Source organism: Paracoccaceae bacterium (assembly GCA_019454225.1).
Lineage (GTDB): Bacteria > Pseudomonadota > Alphaproteobacteria > Rhodobacterales > Rhodobacteraceae.
On the sequence record CP075370.1, the window covers coordinates 3,411,273 to 3,425,399 of the forward strand.

Genomic DNA, 14,127 nt, shown 5'->3' on the forward strand with positions numbered 1-14,127 from the left:
AGGACCATAGCCCGAACCACCCCCGGGGCGCAACCGGCACGGTCCTGTGCAAATTGCTGAATTTCAATGCTTTTTCCTTTTCTCACAGGGCCTTGACCCCCGCCCCCCGGCCCCTTAGGTTCCGCCAGCCCCCGAACAGCGGAGTTCGCCCATGCCCCTCAGCACGCCAGCACGCCCCACCGCCTGCCTCGTGCTGGCCGACGGCACGGTGTTCTACGGCCACGGCTTCGGTGCCACTGGCGAGACGGTCGCGGAACTGGTCTTCAACACGGCGATGACCGGCTATCAGGAAATCATGACCGATCCGTCCTATGCCGGACAGATCGTCACCTTCACCTTTCCCCATGTCGGCAACGTCGGCACCACCTCCGAGGATGACGAAACCGCCGACCCCGTGGCCGCCGGGATGGTGGTGAAATGGGATCCGACCGAACCGTCGAACTGGCGCGCGCAGTCGCGGCTGACCGACTGGCTGGCGGCGCGGGGGCGCATCGGCATGGGCGGGCTCGACACCCGGCGGCTGACCCGCGCGATCCGCCAGCAGGGCGCCCCGCATGCCGCGCTTGCCCATGATCCGGAAGGCAAGTTCGACCTCGAACGGCTGGTCGCGACGGCCCGTGGCTGGCGCGGGCTGGTCGGGCTCGATCTGGCGAAGGACGTGACCTGCGCCCAATCCTACCGCTGGGACGAAATGACCTGGGCCTGGCCCCAGGGCTACCTGCGGCGGCAGGGGCCGGGGCTCCGCGTCGTGGCCATCGACTATGGCGCCAAGCGCAACATCCTGCGCTGCCTTGCATCCTCGGGCTGCGAGGTGACCGTGCTGCCCGCCACCGCCACCGCCGACGAGGTCCTGGCACTGAACCCCGAGGGCGTGTTCCTGTCGAACGGCCCGGGCGATCCGGCGGCCACCGGCGCCTATGCCGTGCCGATGATCCGGGGCGTGCTGGCGGCCGACCTGCCGGTGTTCGGCATCTGCCTTGGCCACCAGATGCTTGCCCTGGCGCTTGGCGGGCGGACGGTCAAGATGAACCATGGCCATCACGGCGCCAACCATCCGGTCAAGGACGTGGAAACCGGCAAGGTCGAGATCACCAGCATGAACCACGGCTTCACCGTGGACAGCCAGACCCTGCCCCCCGGCGTGATCGAAACCCACGTCAGCCTGTTCGACGGGTCGAACTGCGGCATCCGCATGACCGACCGGCCTGTGTTCAGCGTCCAGTACCACCCCGAGGCCAGCCCCGGGCCGCAGGACAGCGTCTATCTGTTCGAACGCTTCGCCGCTGCCATGCGCGCCCGCCGCGCGGCCTAGCGGCGGGCCGGCCGGGCGCGCGGACGGCATTAACTGAAAATTAAGCTTCCGCCGCATAGCGTTACGCTGGCGCCACGTCCCGCGCGCCGGGAACCCGCATGTTTGCTGCCGCCGCGCCTGTCCGATCCGTGCCGGTCAACCCGGCGCAGCCGTCCCGTCCGGGGCCCGGCCAGCCCACCGAAACCGGCCTGGCGCTGCGCCTCCGCGCCGAGGGGGTGGTATCGGGCGATGCGCTTGTGCGTGCCCTGGCCGTGCAGCGCCGTCACGGTGGGCGGCTCACCGACATCCTGCTGACGCAGGGCATGGCGGCCGCCGGCCGGCTCTATGCCGCCATGGCGCGACACTGGCAGGTGCCGCGGGTCGATCCGGTCGCCCTGCCCCCCGATCCGGGCCTGGTCGAACGCTACGGCGCCGCGCGGGCGCTGCGCCATGGCGTGCTGCCCTGGCGCCGCCTTGGCCCGGTCGTGCATGTGGTGGTGGCCCATCCGACGGATTTTCACCGCCATCGCGCGGCGCTTGAGGAGTGTCTGGGTCCGGTGGCGATGGCGCTGTCGCCCCCCGCCGCGATCGAGGCTGCCACGCTGGCCGTTGCCGGGCCCGCCCTGGCGCGCGCGGCCGAGCTTTCGGTGCCGGCGCAGGACAGCAGCCGCACATGGGGCGGGGCGGGGCTGTGGCGCTGGCTGGCCGCGGCGGCGGCGGCAATCCTGCTCGTGGCCACGCACATGCCGCAGGTGCTGGTGCTGGCGCTGACCGGGTGGACGGTGCTGACGCTGGTCCTGTGCACCGGCCTGCGTGCGGCCGCCGCACTCGCCGCGCTGCGCCCTGCCCCGCCCGCCGCCCCGCCGCCGGTGATCGCGCGCCTGCCCGTCGTTTCGGTCATGGTCGCGCTCTACCGCGAGGCCGACATCGCCCCGCGCCTTGTCCGGCGCCTGGAACGGCTGGACTATCCGCGCGACCTGCTCGACATCGTGCTGGTGGTCGAGGCGGGCGATCACCTGACGCGGGATGCGCTTGCCCGGGCGGGGCTGCCGCCCTGGATGCGCGTCGTCGCCGTGCCCCCCGGGCGCGTCAAGACCAAGCCGCGCGCCCTGAACTATGCGCTCGGGCTGTGCCGTGGGTCGATCGTCGGCGTCTATGACGCCGAGGATGCCCCCGCCCCCGACCAGATCGCCCGGGTGGTGCAGCGCTTTCACGAATGCCCGCCGCAGGTCGCCTGCCTTCAGGGCATGCTCGACTTCTACAATCCGCGCGCCAACTGGATGGCCCGCGCCTTCACCATGGAATATGCCGCATGGTTCCGCATGGTGCTGCCCGGGGTCGACAGGCTGCGCCTTGCGGTGCCACTGGGCGGCACCACGCTGTTCTTCCGCCGCGCGGTGCTGGAACAGGTCGGCGCCTGGGACGCCTGGAACGTGACCGAGGATGCCGACCTGGGCATCCGGCTGACCCGGCAGGGGTTCCGGACCGAACTGATCGAGACGGTAACGGGGGAAGAGGCGAACTGCCGCCCCTGGCCCTGGGTGAAGCAGCGCTCGCGCTGGATCAAGGGCTACATGATGACCTGGGCGGTCCACATGCGCCGCCCGCGCGACCTGTGGCGCGACCTCGGCCCGCGCGGCTTTCTGGGCTTCCAGGTGATGTTCCTCGGAACGCTCACGCAGTTCCTGCTGGCGCCGTTGCTGTGGTCGTTCCTGCTGGTGCCCTTCGGCCTGGCCCATCCGGTGGCCACGGCCCTGCCACCGCCGGCCTTCGCGGCGATGATCGGCCTGTTCCTGTTGACCGAGGCGGTGAACCTGGCGGTCGGCTGGGTCGGGCTGCGGCGTGCCGGGCACCGGTTCTCGCCACTGTGGCTGCTGGCGCTGCACGCCTATTTCCCGCTGGCCACCCTGGCCGCCTACAAGGCCGCCTGGGAAATGGTCACGAACCCGTTCTACTGGGACAAGACCGCGCACGGCCTTTCGGATGCCGCGGCAGGCCCCGCCGCGCCGCAGGAACCGGCCCGCCTGTCGCGGGCCGAGGCGCTTGACCGCGCGCGGCGCCTGCATCCCTCGCTTCTGCCCGGCGCCGCCCCCAGGACGCCCCGGCCGCCGCTGCTGCGGCGCAGGGCACCGCCGGTCGCGGCCGAATAGCGTCAGCGCGTGCGCAACTCGCCCGCGTCGACGCGCAGCCGCGTCTCGTAGGCCCGGCTGATATGCGCCCGCAGCGCCTGGTAGGCCGCATCGCCGTCGCCCGCCTCGATCGCGGCCACGATCGCGTCATGTTCCGCAAGCCCGGCCGCATCGCGCCCCTCGGCGGCGAACGAGGTGTTCGTCATCAGCGCCATCGACCGGTGCACCAGATCGAGTTGCTGCACCAGGAACCTGTTGTGGCTGGCCAGGTGAATCTGCCGGTGGAACCGCTTGTTGGCCCGGCTCAGCGCCTTGGGATCGCCCCCCAGCAGCCGCTTGTCCTCCTCGACCATGCCGCGCAGCACGCGCACCTCCTCGCCCGAGGCATGGCGCGCCGCCAGCCGCGCCGCCAGCCCCTCGAGCTCGGTCCGCACGGCATAAAGCTCGGCAAGCTGGTTGTGGTCGAGCGAGGCCACGATCAGGCTGCGCCCGTCCCGTGTCAGCATCGACTGCGTTTCCAGCCGCTGCAGCGCCTCGCGCACCGGGGTGCGCGACACCCCCAGCCGTTCGGCCAGTTCCGATTCGACCAGACGGTCGCCGGGCTTGTAGGTGCCGGCCTCGATCGCGTCCAGGATCAGCGTATAGGCGTCTTTCTGCACCGGTCCCCCTGCACCGCCGCGATGGCATGACGCGCAGGTTACAAACCTGCGCCAGCCTTCTCAACCGCAATCCCCGCCGCGCGGGACCGCGGTTGCCCCGGCCGCGCGGGCGGCTATGCTGGTGCCATGCCCGCACGCCATTTCGCCCATGTCGATACCTGGGTCTTCGACCTCGACAACACGCTCTATCCGCCGTCCGTCCGGCTGTTCGACCAGATCGAGGTGCGGATGACCGCCTGGGTCATGCGCGAACTGGGGGTCGACCGCGACACTGCCGACAGCCTGCGCCGCAGCTATTGGGCACGCTACGGCACGACGCTGGCGGGCCTGATGGCCGAACATGGCGCCGACCCGGCCCCCTACCTGACCGAGGTGCACGAGATCGACTTTTCGGTGATCCCCGTCGACCCGGCGCTGGCAGACCGCATCGCCGCGCTGCCCGGGCGGCGGATCGTCTATACCAATGGCAGCAGCCCCTACGCACGGCAGGTGATCGCGGCGCGGGGCCTGTCCGGCCTGTTCGATGCGGTCTACGGCGTGGAACACGCCGGTTTCCGGCCCAAGCCCGAGGCCGCGGCCTTCGCCACGGTCTTTGCCGCGGACGGCCTGAACCCCGCCACCGCCGCCATGTTCGAGGATGACGCGCGCAACCTCGCCGTGCCCCATGCCCTCGGGATGCGGACGGTGCATATCGCGCCCCGCCCCGAACCCGCGCCGCATATCCACCACCACCACACCGACCTGTCGGATTTCCTGGCCCGGCTGACCGGCTGACCATGCCTGCGGCAGGCTGCCGCGCTGCGGCAACCCGCCCCGTCGCGGCGCCGCGCAGAAGCTCTATCTGCCGCTCATCAATTCAGGAGCCGCCGATGACCCAGACCCTCTCCACCCGCGAATCCCCGCTGATGCGGGTGATCCATGCCCTGCCGATCGTCGGCACCATCGCCCGCGACATCGCCAGGGGCACCGAAAACGTGTTCTACGCGCTTGTCATCCTGCTCACCATCGTCGTGCTGGCGGTCAAGACCTGGGGCATTGCCGCCTTGGCCATGACCGCGCTCGCCATGGTTCCGGTGATGTTCGTCACGCTGGTCCTGATCACCCGGGGGTGACGCGGCGCCTTGCCGCGTGCGGGGCCGACGGAAGCGTCCTATATCGGGTGCAAAGCGGGGTGCGGCAGATGCGGCAGACGGTGGACATCCTGATCTCGGGCGGCGGCGTCGCCGGGCTTTCGGCGGCGGCGGCCTTCGGCGCGGCAGGCTTCCGCACGCTCTGTGTCGACCCCGCCCCCCCGGTGACCGAGGCGCAGGCGCCGGGCGCCGATCTGCGCACCACGGCCTTCCTGCAACCCTCGGTCGCGCTTCTGGAAGGTGCGGGCCTCTGGGCACGGCTCGCGCCCCATGCCGCGCCGCTGCAGGTGATGCGGATCGTCGATGCCGGCGGGCGTGATGCCGAACCCCGCGTGATCAAGGATTTCGACGCCGCCGACGTGTCCGACCAGCCGTTCGGATGGAACCTTCCCAACTGGCTGCTGCGGCGCGAGATGGTGGCGCATCTTGCCACCCTGCCCGCCGTGACCTTCCGCCCCGGAACCGGCACCGCCCTGGTCACCACCCGCGAATCCGAGGCGCTTGTCACGCTGACCGATGGCACGCAGGTGTCCGCGCGCCTGCTGGTCGGCGCCGACGGGCGCGACAGCCTGGTGCGCCGCGCCGCGGGCATCGGCGTTACCACGCAGCGCTACGGGCAGAAGGCCGTGGTCTTTTCGGTCACCCATCCGGTCCCGCATGGCCAGGTCTCGACCGAGGTTCATCGCTCGGGCGGGCCGTTCACCCTGGTCCCGCTGCCCGACCGAGAGGGCAGCCCCGCCTCGGCCGTGGTCTGGATGGAGCGCGGCCCCGAGGCCGCCCGCCTTGCCGCCCTGCCGCCCGCCGCCTTCGAGGCCGAGGCCTCGGCGCGGTCCTGCCATATCCTCGGCCCGCTGACGCTGACCGGCGAACGGCAGGTCTGGCCCATCATCTCGCAGGTCGCCGACCGCATGGCGGGGCAGCGCTGCGCGCTGATGGCCGAGGCCGCGCATGTCATGCCGCCGATCGGCGCGCAGGGCCTGAACATGAGCCTGGCCGATCTGGCCGCGCTGCTCGACCTTGCCACCGCAGACCCCGCGGGACTGGGCAGCGCCCGGATGCTCGATGCCTATCACCGCCGCCGCCACTGGGAGGTGAAGGCGCGCGTGGCCGGGGTCGACCTGCTCAACCGCGCCTCGATGGCGGGCGCGCAGCCGCTGCGCGACCTGCGCGCGGCGGCACTCGACGCGCTCTATTCCCTGGCACCGGTGCGGCGCGGGCTGATGAAGGCGGGCATGGGGATGCGCTAGCATCCCCGCCGGCTGGATCACAGGACGCGGTCGACCACCCGCTCCAGCCGCGCCAGCGTCCCCGGAACGTCCCGCAGCTTGTCCAGACCGCACAGCCCGATGCGGAAGGTGCGGAACTCTGCCCCCTCGCCCACCTGCAACGGCACCCCGGCGGCTATCTGCATGCCCTCGGCCAGGAACTTCCGCCCCGACTGCACCTCGGCATCGTCGGTGTAGCTGACCACGACACCCGGCGCGCCGAACCCCTCGGCCGCGACCGAGGCGACGCCCCGCGCCGCCAGCATCGCCCGCACGGCCGCCCCCAGTTCCCACTGGGCGGCGCGGGCCTCGGCAAAGCCCATCGCCCGCGTCTCGGCCATCGCGTCGCGAAAGCCCCGCAGCGCATCGGTGGGCATCGTCGCGTGATAGGCGTGGCCGCCGCCCTCATAGGCCGCCATGATCCCGCGCCACCGCTTCAGGTCCAGTGCGAAGGTATCCGGCACCGCGTCCTTCAGCCGCGCCTCGGCTGCCGCCGACAGCATCACCAGACCCGCCGACGGCGAGGCCGACCACCCCTTCTGCGGCGCCGAGATCAGCACATCGACCCCCGTCGCCGCCATGTCCACCCAGACACAGCCGCTGGCGATGCAGTCCAGCACCATCAGCGCGCCCACCTCATGCGCCGCCGCCGCCACCTGCGCGACATAGCCGTCGGGCAGGATGATCCCGGCGCTCGTCTCGACATGCGGGGCAAAGACCGCCGCGGGCCGGGTCTCGCGGATGCGCGCGACCACCTCCTCGACCGGCGGCGGGGCATAGGGCGCGCGCGGGTGGTTGCCCGACTGCCGCGCCATCACCACGTCCACCGATCCGGCGAACCCGCCCGCCTCGAAGATCTGGCTCCAGCGGAACGAGAACCAGCCGTTCCGGATCACCGTCACCCGCCCGCGCCCGAAGGCGCGCGCCACCGCCTCCATCGCATAGGTGCCGCCGCCGGGCACCACCGCCACGGCCGCCGCGCCATAGACCTCGCGCAGGCCCGCCGAAATGTCGCGCATCACCTGCTGGAACCGCGCCGACATGTGGTTCAGCGACCGGTCGGTGAAGACCACGGAAAACTCGTCGAGCCCCCCCTCGTCGACGTCATCGTGCAAGGCTGGCATGGGAATCTCCTTTGTCGCTGCCGCAGGCTAGCGCGGCAGGGGCGGCCGGGCAAATCCCCTTGCCCTTGCGGTTCGCCGCCGCCTCCCCTATGGACGGGCCCGCACACGGGACAAAGGGCGGGAGAGCCATGCGCGTCTACTACGATCGCGATTGCGACATCAACCTGATCAAGGACAAGAAGGTGGCGATCCTCGGCTACGGGTCGCAGGGGCATGCCCATGCGCTGAACCTGCGCGATTCGGGGGCCAGGAACGTGGTCGTCGCCCTGCGCCCCGGCTCGGCCAGCGCCAGGAAGTGCGAGGCCGAAGGCCTGCAGGTGATGGGCATCGCCGAGGCCGCCGCCTGGTGCGACCTGATCATGTTCACCATGCCCGACGAGCTTCAGGCCGCCACCTACAAGCAATATGTCCATGACAACCTGCGCGAAGGCTCGGCCATCGCCTTTGCCCATGGCCTGAACGTGCATTTCGGCCTGATCGAGCCCAAGAAGGGCGTCGATGTCATCATGATGGCGCCCAAGGGCCCCGGCCACACCGTGCGCGGCGAATATGTCAAGGGCGGCGGCGTGCCCTGCCTTGTTGCGGTGCACAACGATGCGACGGGCCGCGCGCTGGAAATCGGCCTGTCCTACTGCTCGGCCATCGGCGGCGGGCGGTCGGGCATCATCGAGACCAACTTCCGCCAGGAATGCGAGACCGACCTCTTCGGCGAACAGGCCGTGCTCTGCGGCGGCCTTGTCGAGCTGATCCGCATGGGCTTCGAGACCCTGGTCGAGGCCGGCTACGAGCCCGAGATGGCCTATTTCGAGTGCCTGCACGAGGTGAAGCTGATCGTCGACCTGATCTACGAAGGCGGCATCGCCAACATGAACTACTCGATCTCGAACACCGCGGAATACGGCGAATACGTCTCGGGCCCCCGCATCCTGCCCTATGACGAGACCAAGGCCCGGATGAAGGCGGTCCTGCGCGACATCCAGACCGGCAAGTTCGTGCGCGACTTCATGCAGGAAAACGCCGTCGGCCAGCCGTTCTTCAAGGCCACCCGCCGCATCAATGACGAACACCAGATCGAACAGGTCGGCGAAAAGCTGCGCGCCATGATGCCGTGGATTTCCAAGGGCAAGATGGTCGACAAGGCGCGGAACTGATCCGCGCCGCACCGGCAGACGGAAAGGGCGCCACCGGCGCCCTTTTTCATGCGCTCGCGCATCACGGCACGGGGTAGCCCGGCACGGACCCGGCCGCCCTGCGGGTCCCTGTCCTATTCGGCCGCGCCGTGGCCGATCTGCGACAGGATGCGCGACAGGTCCCTCGGGTCGGCGCCGGTGACCTCTGCCTGCAACGCCGCGTGTTCCGCCTTCCACAGCGGGATCGCCCGAACGACGATGGCCCGCCCCGCATCGGTCAGGCGCGGCCGCCGCGTCCGCCGGTCGCCCTCGTCCGCGACCAGCTCCAGAAGCCCCTTGCGCTCCAGCCGGTGCGCCGCCGCTGTCATCGTCGCCTGATCCATGGCCAGAAACTGCGACAGCTCCGACAGCTTCGGGCGCCAGCTGCCCATCAGCGCGCACATCAGCGAAAACTGGCCGTTGGTGATGCCCAGCGGCGCGAACAGCCGGTCGAAACGCCGCGCCAGTGCCCGCGCCGCCCGTTGCGTCGCCAGGCACAGGCACTGGTCCCGGATCGCGTGGATCGTCTCGATCATGCCCGTTGCGTCAGTCATGTTGCTTTGATATCAATCTTTCCCGACTCATGCAATCGGACCCGAAGGCCATTGCAACAGAAAGGTCTGCCCGATGGAACACCAGCAGCCCGATCCGCCCTATCGCTGGGTCATCGTCGCGGCAGGCGGCGTTCTGGGATGTGCGGCGATGGGGGCGCTGTTCTCGCTGCCGGTGCTGCTCAACTCCATCACGGCCGAAACCGGATGGTCGCGCACCGGGGTTTCTGCCGCCATGACCATCGCCTTCCTGGCGATGGCCGCCACCTCGCTGCCCTGGGGCATGGCCTCCGACCGTTTCGGCACGCGGCCCGTGGTGCTGACCGGAGCCGTGATCTTTTCGCTCGGCCTGTTCCTTGCCAGCCGGGCGCCCGCGCTCTGGATGTTCCAGGCGCTGTTCGGCCTGCTCCTCGGCGGTTCGATCATGGCCTTCATGGCCCCGCTCATGGCCAATGTGACGGGCTGGTTCACCACGCGGCGCGGCCTTGCCGTCTCGCTCGTCTCGTCCGGCATGGGGCTTGCGCCGGCCACGATGTCGCCGCTCGCCGCCTGGCTGGTCGTCAGTTTCGACTGGCGGACGGTCGTGGCCCTGCTGGCGGCCATCGTGGCGGCCATCACGATCCCGGCGGCGCTGCTGCTGCGCCAACCTCCCGACCGCCCGGCCGTGACCACGCCCGACGCCCCGCCCGCCGACATGACACTGCGTCAGGCAATGGCCTCGGTGCCCTTCCTCGTCCTCTTCGCAACCTTCTTCTTCTGCTGCGCCACGCACTCCGGCCCGATCTTCCACACCGTCAGCTATGCCGAGTTCTGCGGCATCGCGACCATTGCCGCCGTGACGATCTATTCGGTCGAGGGGCTGGCGGGCCTCGGCGGCCGTATCGGATTTGGCATGCTGGGCGACCGCTTCGGGGCAAAGCGCATCCTCGTCATCGGCCTGCTCGCCCAGGGATTCGGCGCCATGGGATATTTCTTTGCCCGCGACCTGTGGGAGTTCTATGTCGTCGCCGCCATCTTCGGGTTCATCTACGCGGGCATCATGCCGCTCTACAACGTGCTGATCCGCGAGAATTTCTCATCCGCGATCATGGGCGGGGTGATGGGCGGCGTCGGCGTGGCAGGCACGCTCGGCATGGCGACAGGCCCGGTCGTGGGCGGATGGATCTTCGATGTCACCGGCAGCTACGGCGGCCTCTACATTACCAGTTTCGCCTTCGGCCTGTCGGCCTGCCTGATCGCGCTGACCTACCGGCCCTTCCCGCGCGCGGCCGAACCGGCACCCCGCATGGCCTGACGGCAGGCCGGGCGTCGCGCATTCGTTAAGAAACGGTGAATCTGAAAACGCAACCCGTTGATATCAAAGGCGACGAAAAGCGTCCCACCGTGGGACGCCTCTGCACGGCGGCCTAGACAGCGGCCTCGACCGCGCCCACGATGTCGCCCACAACCTCGGCCAGCAGCGCCTTGTCCTCGCATTCCGCCATGACCCGGATCAGCGGTTCGGTGCCCGATTTCCGGATCAGCAACCGCCCCGACCCGTTCAGCCGCGCCTCGGCCGCAGCGATGGCCGCCTTGACCGGGGCCGCCTCCAGCGGCGTCTGGCCGGGGGCGAAACGGACGTTCTTCAGCATCTGCGGCACGGTATCGAACTGCCGGGCCAGGGTGCTTGCAGGGGACTCGGTGCGCGCCATCTCGGCCAGGAACTGCAGCCCCGCGATCAGCCCGTCGCCGGTCGTCGCGTAGTCGGTCATCACGATGTGCCCCGACTGCTCGCCGCCCAGGTTCCAGCCGCCCCGCCGCATCGCCTCGACCACATAGCGGTCGCCCACCGGCGCGCGCTCCAGCCGCAGCCCCCGCGCGGTCAGGAACCGTTCCAGTCCGAGGTTCGACATCACGCTCGCAACCAGCGTGCCGCCCCTCAGCCGCCCCTCGGCCCCCCAGCGGGCCGCGAACAGCGCCATGATCTGGTCACCGTCGGCCACCGCCCCGTGCTCGTCGATCAGGATCACCCGGTCGGCATCGCCATCCAGACAGATCCCCACATCCGCGCCGTGGGCCACCACGGCCTCGGCCGCCGTCTCGGGGTGGGTGGACCCGCAGCGGTCGTTGATGTTCAGCCCGTTCGGCGCCACACCCACCGGCACCACGGTCGCCCCCAGTTCCCACAGCACCTCGGGCGCGGCGCGGTAGGCCGCTCCGTTGGCACAGTCGATCACCACCTTCAGCCCGTCCAGCCGCACCCCGGCGGGCACCGTGGTCTTGACGAATTCCTGATAGCGCCCGCGGCCGTCCTCGATCCGCCGGGCGCGGCCGATGTCGGCGGGGGGAACAAGATCCATCGCACGGGCGACGATCGCCTCGATCTCGTCCTCCGCCTCATCCGACAGCTTGAACCCGTCGGGGCCGAAGAACTTGATGCCGTTGTCGGCGGCCGGGTTGTGGCTGGCCGAGATCATCACGCCAAGGTCAGCCCGCATCGACCGCGTCAGGAAGCCGACGGCGGGCGTCGGGACCGGCCCCAGCAGCAGCACGTTCATCCCGGCAGAGGTCAGCCCGGCGGTCAGCGCGTTCTCCAGCATGTAGCCCGACAGCCGTGTGTCCTTGCCGATCACCACGCGATGCGCGCCCATGCCCCCCCTGGCGCGGAAGTAGCGCCCGGCGGCCGACCCCAGCTTCAGTGCCATCTCGGCCGTCATCGGATGGCTGTTCGCCGTGCCGCGCACGCCGTCGGTTCCGAAAAGCCTGCTCATGCCCTCTCCCCCCGTTCGCCGGGTGTATGGATCGCCTGCCACAACGCGACGGCCTGCCGCGTCTCGGCCACGTCATGCACCCGCACAATCTGCGCGCCCTGCGCCAGCCCCGCAAGCGCCACCGCCAGCGACCCCGGCATCCGCCGGTCGACACGCGGTTCCCCGCCGATCGTCCCGATGAACCGCTTGCGCGAGGCACCCAGCAACACCGGCAGGCCAAGCGCATGGAACAGCGACAGACCCCGGATCAGCGCCAGATTGTGCGCGACCGTCTTGCCGAAACCGATGCCGGGATCGACCACCAGGCGGTTGCGCGGAATGCCCGCCGCCATCGCGGCCTCGATCCGGGCGGCAAGCGCGTCGAACACGTCCAGCAGCACATCGTCGTAGCGCGGATCGTCCTGCATCGTCTCGGGCAGGCCCTGGGCGTGCATCAGGATCACCGGCAGGCCCGCGTCCGCCGCGTAGGGGCCGAGGGCCGCATCCCATGTCAGCGCCGACACATCGTTCAGGATCGCCGCACCGGCCTGCACCGCCGCCCGCGCCACAGCCAGCTTGCGCGTGTCGATCGAGATCGGCGCGGCAAGGCCCGCGCGGCGCAGTTCCGCGATCACCGGTGCCGTGCGCGCGATCTCGGCCCCGTCCGGTACGGGCTCGGCCCCGGGGCGCGTGCTTTCGCCACCGATGTCGAGAATGTCCGCACCTCCGTCGGTCAGGGCGCGCGCCTGTGCCAGGGCCGCGCCCGTGCCCAGGAAGCGCCCACCGTCGGAAAAGCTGTCGGGGGTGATGTTCAGGACGCCCATGATCCGGGGGCGGTCAAGGGAAAGCCCGGCCAGCGGCGCGCGCGGCGCGGTCAGACGGTCAAGCAGCGCGGATGGCAGCGACCGTGCCGCAACCACCGTGCCGGGGCCGCCGCGCTGCATCAGGTGGACACGGTCGAACCAGCACCAGCCCCCGGCCAGCGGCTGGGCATCCGGCGGGCGAACCGGATCGGTGCAGGGGATGGGTCGCGGATAGCAGGGGTCGGCCATGGGCCGCCCTCTGCCGCAGCGCGGAAGGTTGCGCAAGGGCTGCGGATCAGGCGCGCATCACGGGGATACCCGCGGGACCGGGGAATGTGACATCGCCGTGAACCAGCACGGCGCGCGCGTGGAACGTCTCGGCCAGCCACAGCGCCAGCACCAGCGGGTCGGAGAACCGCGGGCCGTCCACGGCATCCAGCACCATCTTGCCCGGCGCCCAGACCACGCAGCGGCCCTGGCGCAGCGCCCAGTCGATCTCGGTGCGCGTCGCCACGACGACGCAGCGCCGGTCGCGCGCCGCAAGCACCCAGGCCTGCTGTTCGATCGCCAGCAGGTCTATGCGCCGCTCGGTCGGGGCGTGCCCGGTGCGGGGGCGCGGCAGGTCGGGAAAGCCCACGGTCATCACCAGCGGCGCCCCGTCGGCCTGCCAGCGGGACAACCGGTCGGGCAGGTCGGGCGCGGCCACGGCGGCAGCATCCAGATGCACCACGAGGGGTCTTGGCGGCGCGTCCTGGGGGGCGGTTTCGGGCAGGGCGGCGCGACTGCGCACGATTTCCACGCCCTTGGCATGCGGCCCGAGATCGAGCTTCTCGACCCGCAGGAACACCCGTTCGGCCTGCGGTTCAGCCAGCACGCGGGTCGCCACCCGCTCGGCCAGCGTTTCGAGAAGGTTGAGCCGCTCGGCCGCGAGTTCGGCCGCGATCGCATCGGTGATCCGGTCGTAGGACAGGATGCGGTCCACATCATCGGCCAGCGGCGACTGAACCGGTGCCACCTCGACCGCCACATCAAAGCGCAGGCGTTGCGTGCGGCCGCGTTCCGGCTGGAAGGCACCGATATCGGCCGTCACGATGTGCTCGCGCAGCAGGATGCGGTCACGCGGCATGGGTCCGCGCAACGCGCGGGCGCGCGCCTCGGGATGGGCGAAAGCCGAAGCAACGGGGTCGGCGGCGGGTTCAACGGTCATCCGGGCACCTCTGCCGCAACCCATGGCCCGGTACGACCGCCCTGCCCCGTCCGCGCGCGACCGTCAAGCA

The 14,127-nt window shown here is 70.5% G+C and carries 13 protein-coding genes; 7 read left to right on the plus strand and 6 right to left on the minus strand.

Going from position 1 to position 14,127, the window contains the following annotated elements; all coding sequences use genetic code 11:
• Positions 1-151: 151 nt before the first annotated feature.
• On the plus strand, positions 152-1,312 hold the full coding sequence (carA, locus tag KF887_16295; GenBank protein ID QYK40934.1) for a glutamine-hydrolyzing carbamoyl-phosphate synthase small subunit: 1,161 nt from the start codon (positions 152-154) through the stop codon (positions 1,310-1,312).
• Between the two features lie 98 nt (positions 1,313-1,410).
• Positions 1,411-3,441 carry a glycosyltransferase gene (locus KF887_16300; protein QYK40935.1) on the plus strand — a complete coding sequence of 677 codons (2,031 nt, stop codon included), beginning with the start codon at positions 1,411-1,413 and terminating at the stop codon, positions 3,439-3,441.
• 2 nt (positions 3,442-3,443) lie between these two features.
• Here the strand turns inward: KF887_16300 and KF887_16305 are convergent, their stop codons facing one another.
• On the minus strand, positions 3,444-4,079 hold the full coding sequence (locus KF887_16305; protein ID QYK40936.1) for a GntR family transcriptional regulator: 636 nt from the start codon (positions 4,077-4,079) through the stop codon (positions 3,444-3,446).
• A gap of 126 nt (positions 4,080-4,205) precedes the next feature.
• On the opposite strand from KF887_16305, the gene KF887_16310 reads away from it, so the two are divergent.
• From KF887_16310 to KF887_16320, 3 genes are all read left to right on the plus strand, one after another.
• On the plus strand, positions 4,206-4,853 hold the full coding sequence (locus KF887_16310) for a pyrimidine 5'-nucleotidase (protein ID QYK40937.1): 648 nt from the start codon (positions 4,206-4,208) through the stop codon (positions 4,851-4,853).
• 95 nt (positions 4,854-4,948) lie between these two features.
• Positions 4,949-5,191, plus strand: a complete 243-nt coding sequence (locus KF887_16315) for a hypothetical protein (protein ID QYK40938.1) — start codon at positions 4,949-4,951, stop codon at positions 5,189-5,191.
• Positions 5,192-5,259: 68 nt separating this feature from the next.
• A complete protein-coding gene (locus tag KF887_16320) occupies positions 5,260-6,456 on the plus strand; it encodes a UbiH/UbiF family hydroxylase (protein QYK40939.1) in 1,197 nt (398 codons plus the stop codon).
• A gap of 17 nt (positions 6,457-6,473) precedes the next feature.
• On the opposite strand, the gene KF887_16325 is transcribed toward KF887_16320, so the two are convergent.
• Complete coding sequence (locus KF887_16325; GenBank protein ID QYK40940.1) at positions 6,474-7,598, minus strand: alanine--glyoxylate aminotransferase family protein; 1,125 nt, start codon at positions 7,596-7,598, stop codon at positions 6,474-6,476.
• Positions 7,599-7,726: 128 nt separating this feature from the next.
• Between KF887_16325 and ilvC the strand changes: the two genes are divergently transcribed.
• The gene (gene ilvC, locus KF887_16330) at positions 7,727-8,749 is read left to right on the plus strand and encodes a ketol-acid reductoisomerase (protein ID QYK40941.1); all 1,023 of its coding nucleotides are present in this window, start codon (positions 7,727-7,729) and stop codon (positions 8,747-8,749) included.
• 113 nt (positions 8,750-8,862) lie between these two features.
• On the opposite strand, the gene KF887_16335 is transcribed toward ilvC, so the two are convergent.
• Positions 8,863-9,321, minus strand: a complete 459-nt coding sequence (locus tag KF887_16335) for a MarR family transcriptional regulator (GenBank protein QYK40942.1) — start codon at positions 9,319-9,321, stop codon at positions 8,863-8,865.
• A 73-nt stretch (positions 9,322-9,394) separates the two neighbouring features.
• Between KF887_16335 and KF887_16340 the strand changes: the two genes are divergently transcribed.
• Positions 9,395-10,612 carry an MFS transporter gene (locus KF887_16340; protein ID QYK40943.1) on the plus strand — a complete coding sequence of 406 codons (1,218 nt, stop codon included), beginning with the start codon at positions 9,395-9,397 and terminating at the stop codon, positions 10,610-10,612.
• Between the two features lie 112 nt (positions 10,613-10,724).
• Here the strand turns inward: KF887_16340 and KF887_16345 are convergent, their stop codons facing one another.
• The 3 genes from KF887_16345 to KF887_16355 are packed head-to-tail and all read right to left on the minus strand — an operon-like array spanning position 10,725 to position 14,057.
• The gene (locus KF887_16345) at positions 10,725-12,068 is read right to left on the minus strand and encodes a phosphoglucosamine mutase (GenBank protein QYK40944.1); all 1,344 of its coding nucleotides are present in this window, start codon (positions 12,066-12,068) and stop codon (positions 10,725-10,727) included.
• Positions 12,065-13,099, minus strand: a complete 1,035-nt coding sequence (folP, locus tag KF887_16350; protein ID QYK40945.1) for a dihydropteroate synthase — start codon at positions 13,097-13,099, stop codon at positions 12,065-12,067. Before folP ends, KF887_16345 begins: the two co-directional genes overlap by 4 nt.
• Before the next feature lie 46 nt (positions 13,100-13,145).
• Complete coding sequence (locus KF887_16355; protein QYK40946.1) at positions 13,146-14,057, minus strand: dihydroneopterin aldolase; 912 nt, start codon at positions 14,055-14,057, stop codon at positions 13,146-13,148.
• Positions 14,058-14,127 lie beyond the last annotated feature (70 nt).

What these genes read in the sequence shown, in the direction of transcription:
- carA (QYK40934.1), top strand. Translation starts at nt 152, where the DNA reads ATGCCCCTCAGCACGCCAGCACGCCCCACCGCCTGCCTCGTGCTGGCC.
- KF887_16300 (QYK40935.1), top strand. Translation starts at nt 1,411, where the DNA reads ATGTTTGCTGCCGCCGCGCCTGTCCGATCCGTGCCGGTCAACCCGGCG.
- KF887_16310 (QYK40937.1), top strand. Translation starts at nt 4,206, where the DNA reads ATGCCCGCACGCCATTTCGCCCATGTCGATACCTGGGTCTTCGACCTC.
- KF887_16315 (QYK40938.1), top strand. Translation starts at nt 4,949, where the DNA reads ATGACCCAGACCCTCTCCACCCGCGAATCCCCGCTGATGCGGGTGATC.
- KF887_16320 (QYK40939.1), top strand. Translation starts at nt 5,260, where the DNA reads ATGCGGCAGACGGTGGACATCCTGATCTCGGGCGGCGGCGTCGCCGGG.
- KF887_16325 (QYK40940.1), bottom strand. Translation starts at nt 7,598, where the DNA reads ATGCCAGCCTTGCACGATGACGTCGACGAGGGGGGGCTCGACGAGTTT.
- ilvC (QYK40941.1), top strand. Translation starts at nt 7,727, where the DNA reads ATGCGCGTCTACTACGATCGCGATTGCGACATCAACCTGATCAAGGAC.
- KF887_16335 (QYK40942.1), bottom strand. Translation starts at nt 9,321, where the DNA reads ATGACTGACGCAACGGGCATGATCGAGACGATCCACGCGATCCGGGAC.
- KF887_16340 (QYK40943.1), top strand. Translation starts at nt 9,395, where the DNA reads ATGGAACACCAGCAGCCCGATCCGCCCTATCGCTGGGTCATCGTCGCG.
- KF887_16345 (QYK40944.1), bottom strand. Translation starts at nt 12,068, where the DNA reads ATGAGCAGGCTTTTCGGAACCGACGGCGTGCGCGGCACGGCGAACAGC.
- folP (QYK40945.1), bottom strand. Translation starts at nt 13,099, where the DNA reads ATGGCCGACCCCTGCTATCCGCGACCCATCCCCTGCACCGATCCGGTT.
- KF887_16355 (QYK40946.1), bottom strand. Translation starts at nt 14,057, where the DNA reads ATGACCGTTGAACCCGCCGCCGACCCCGTTGCTTCGGCTTTCGCCCAT.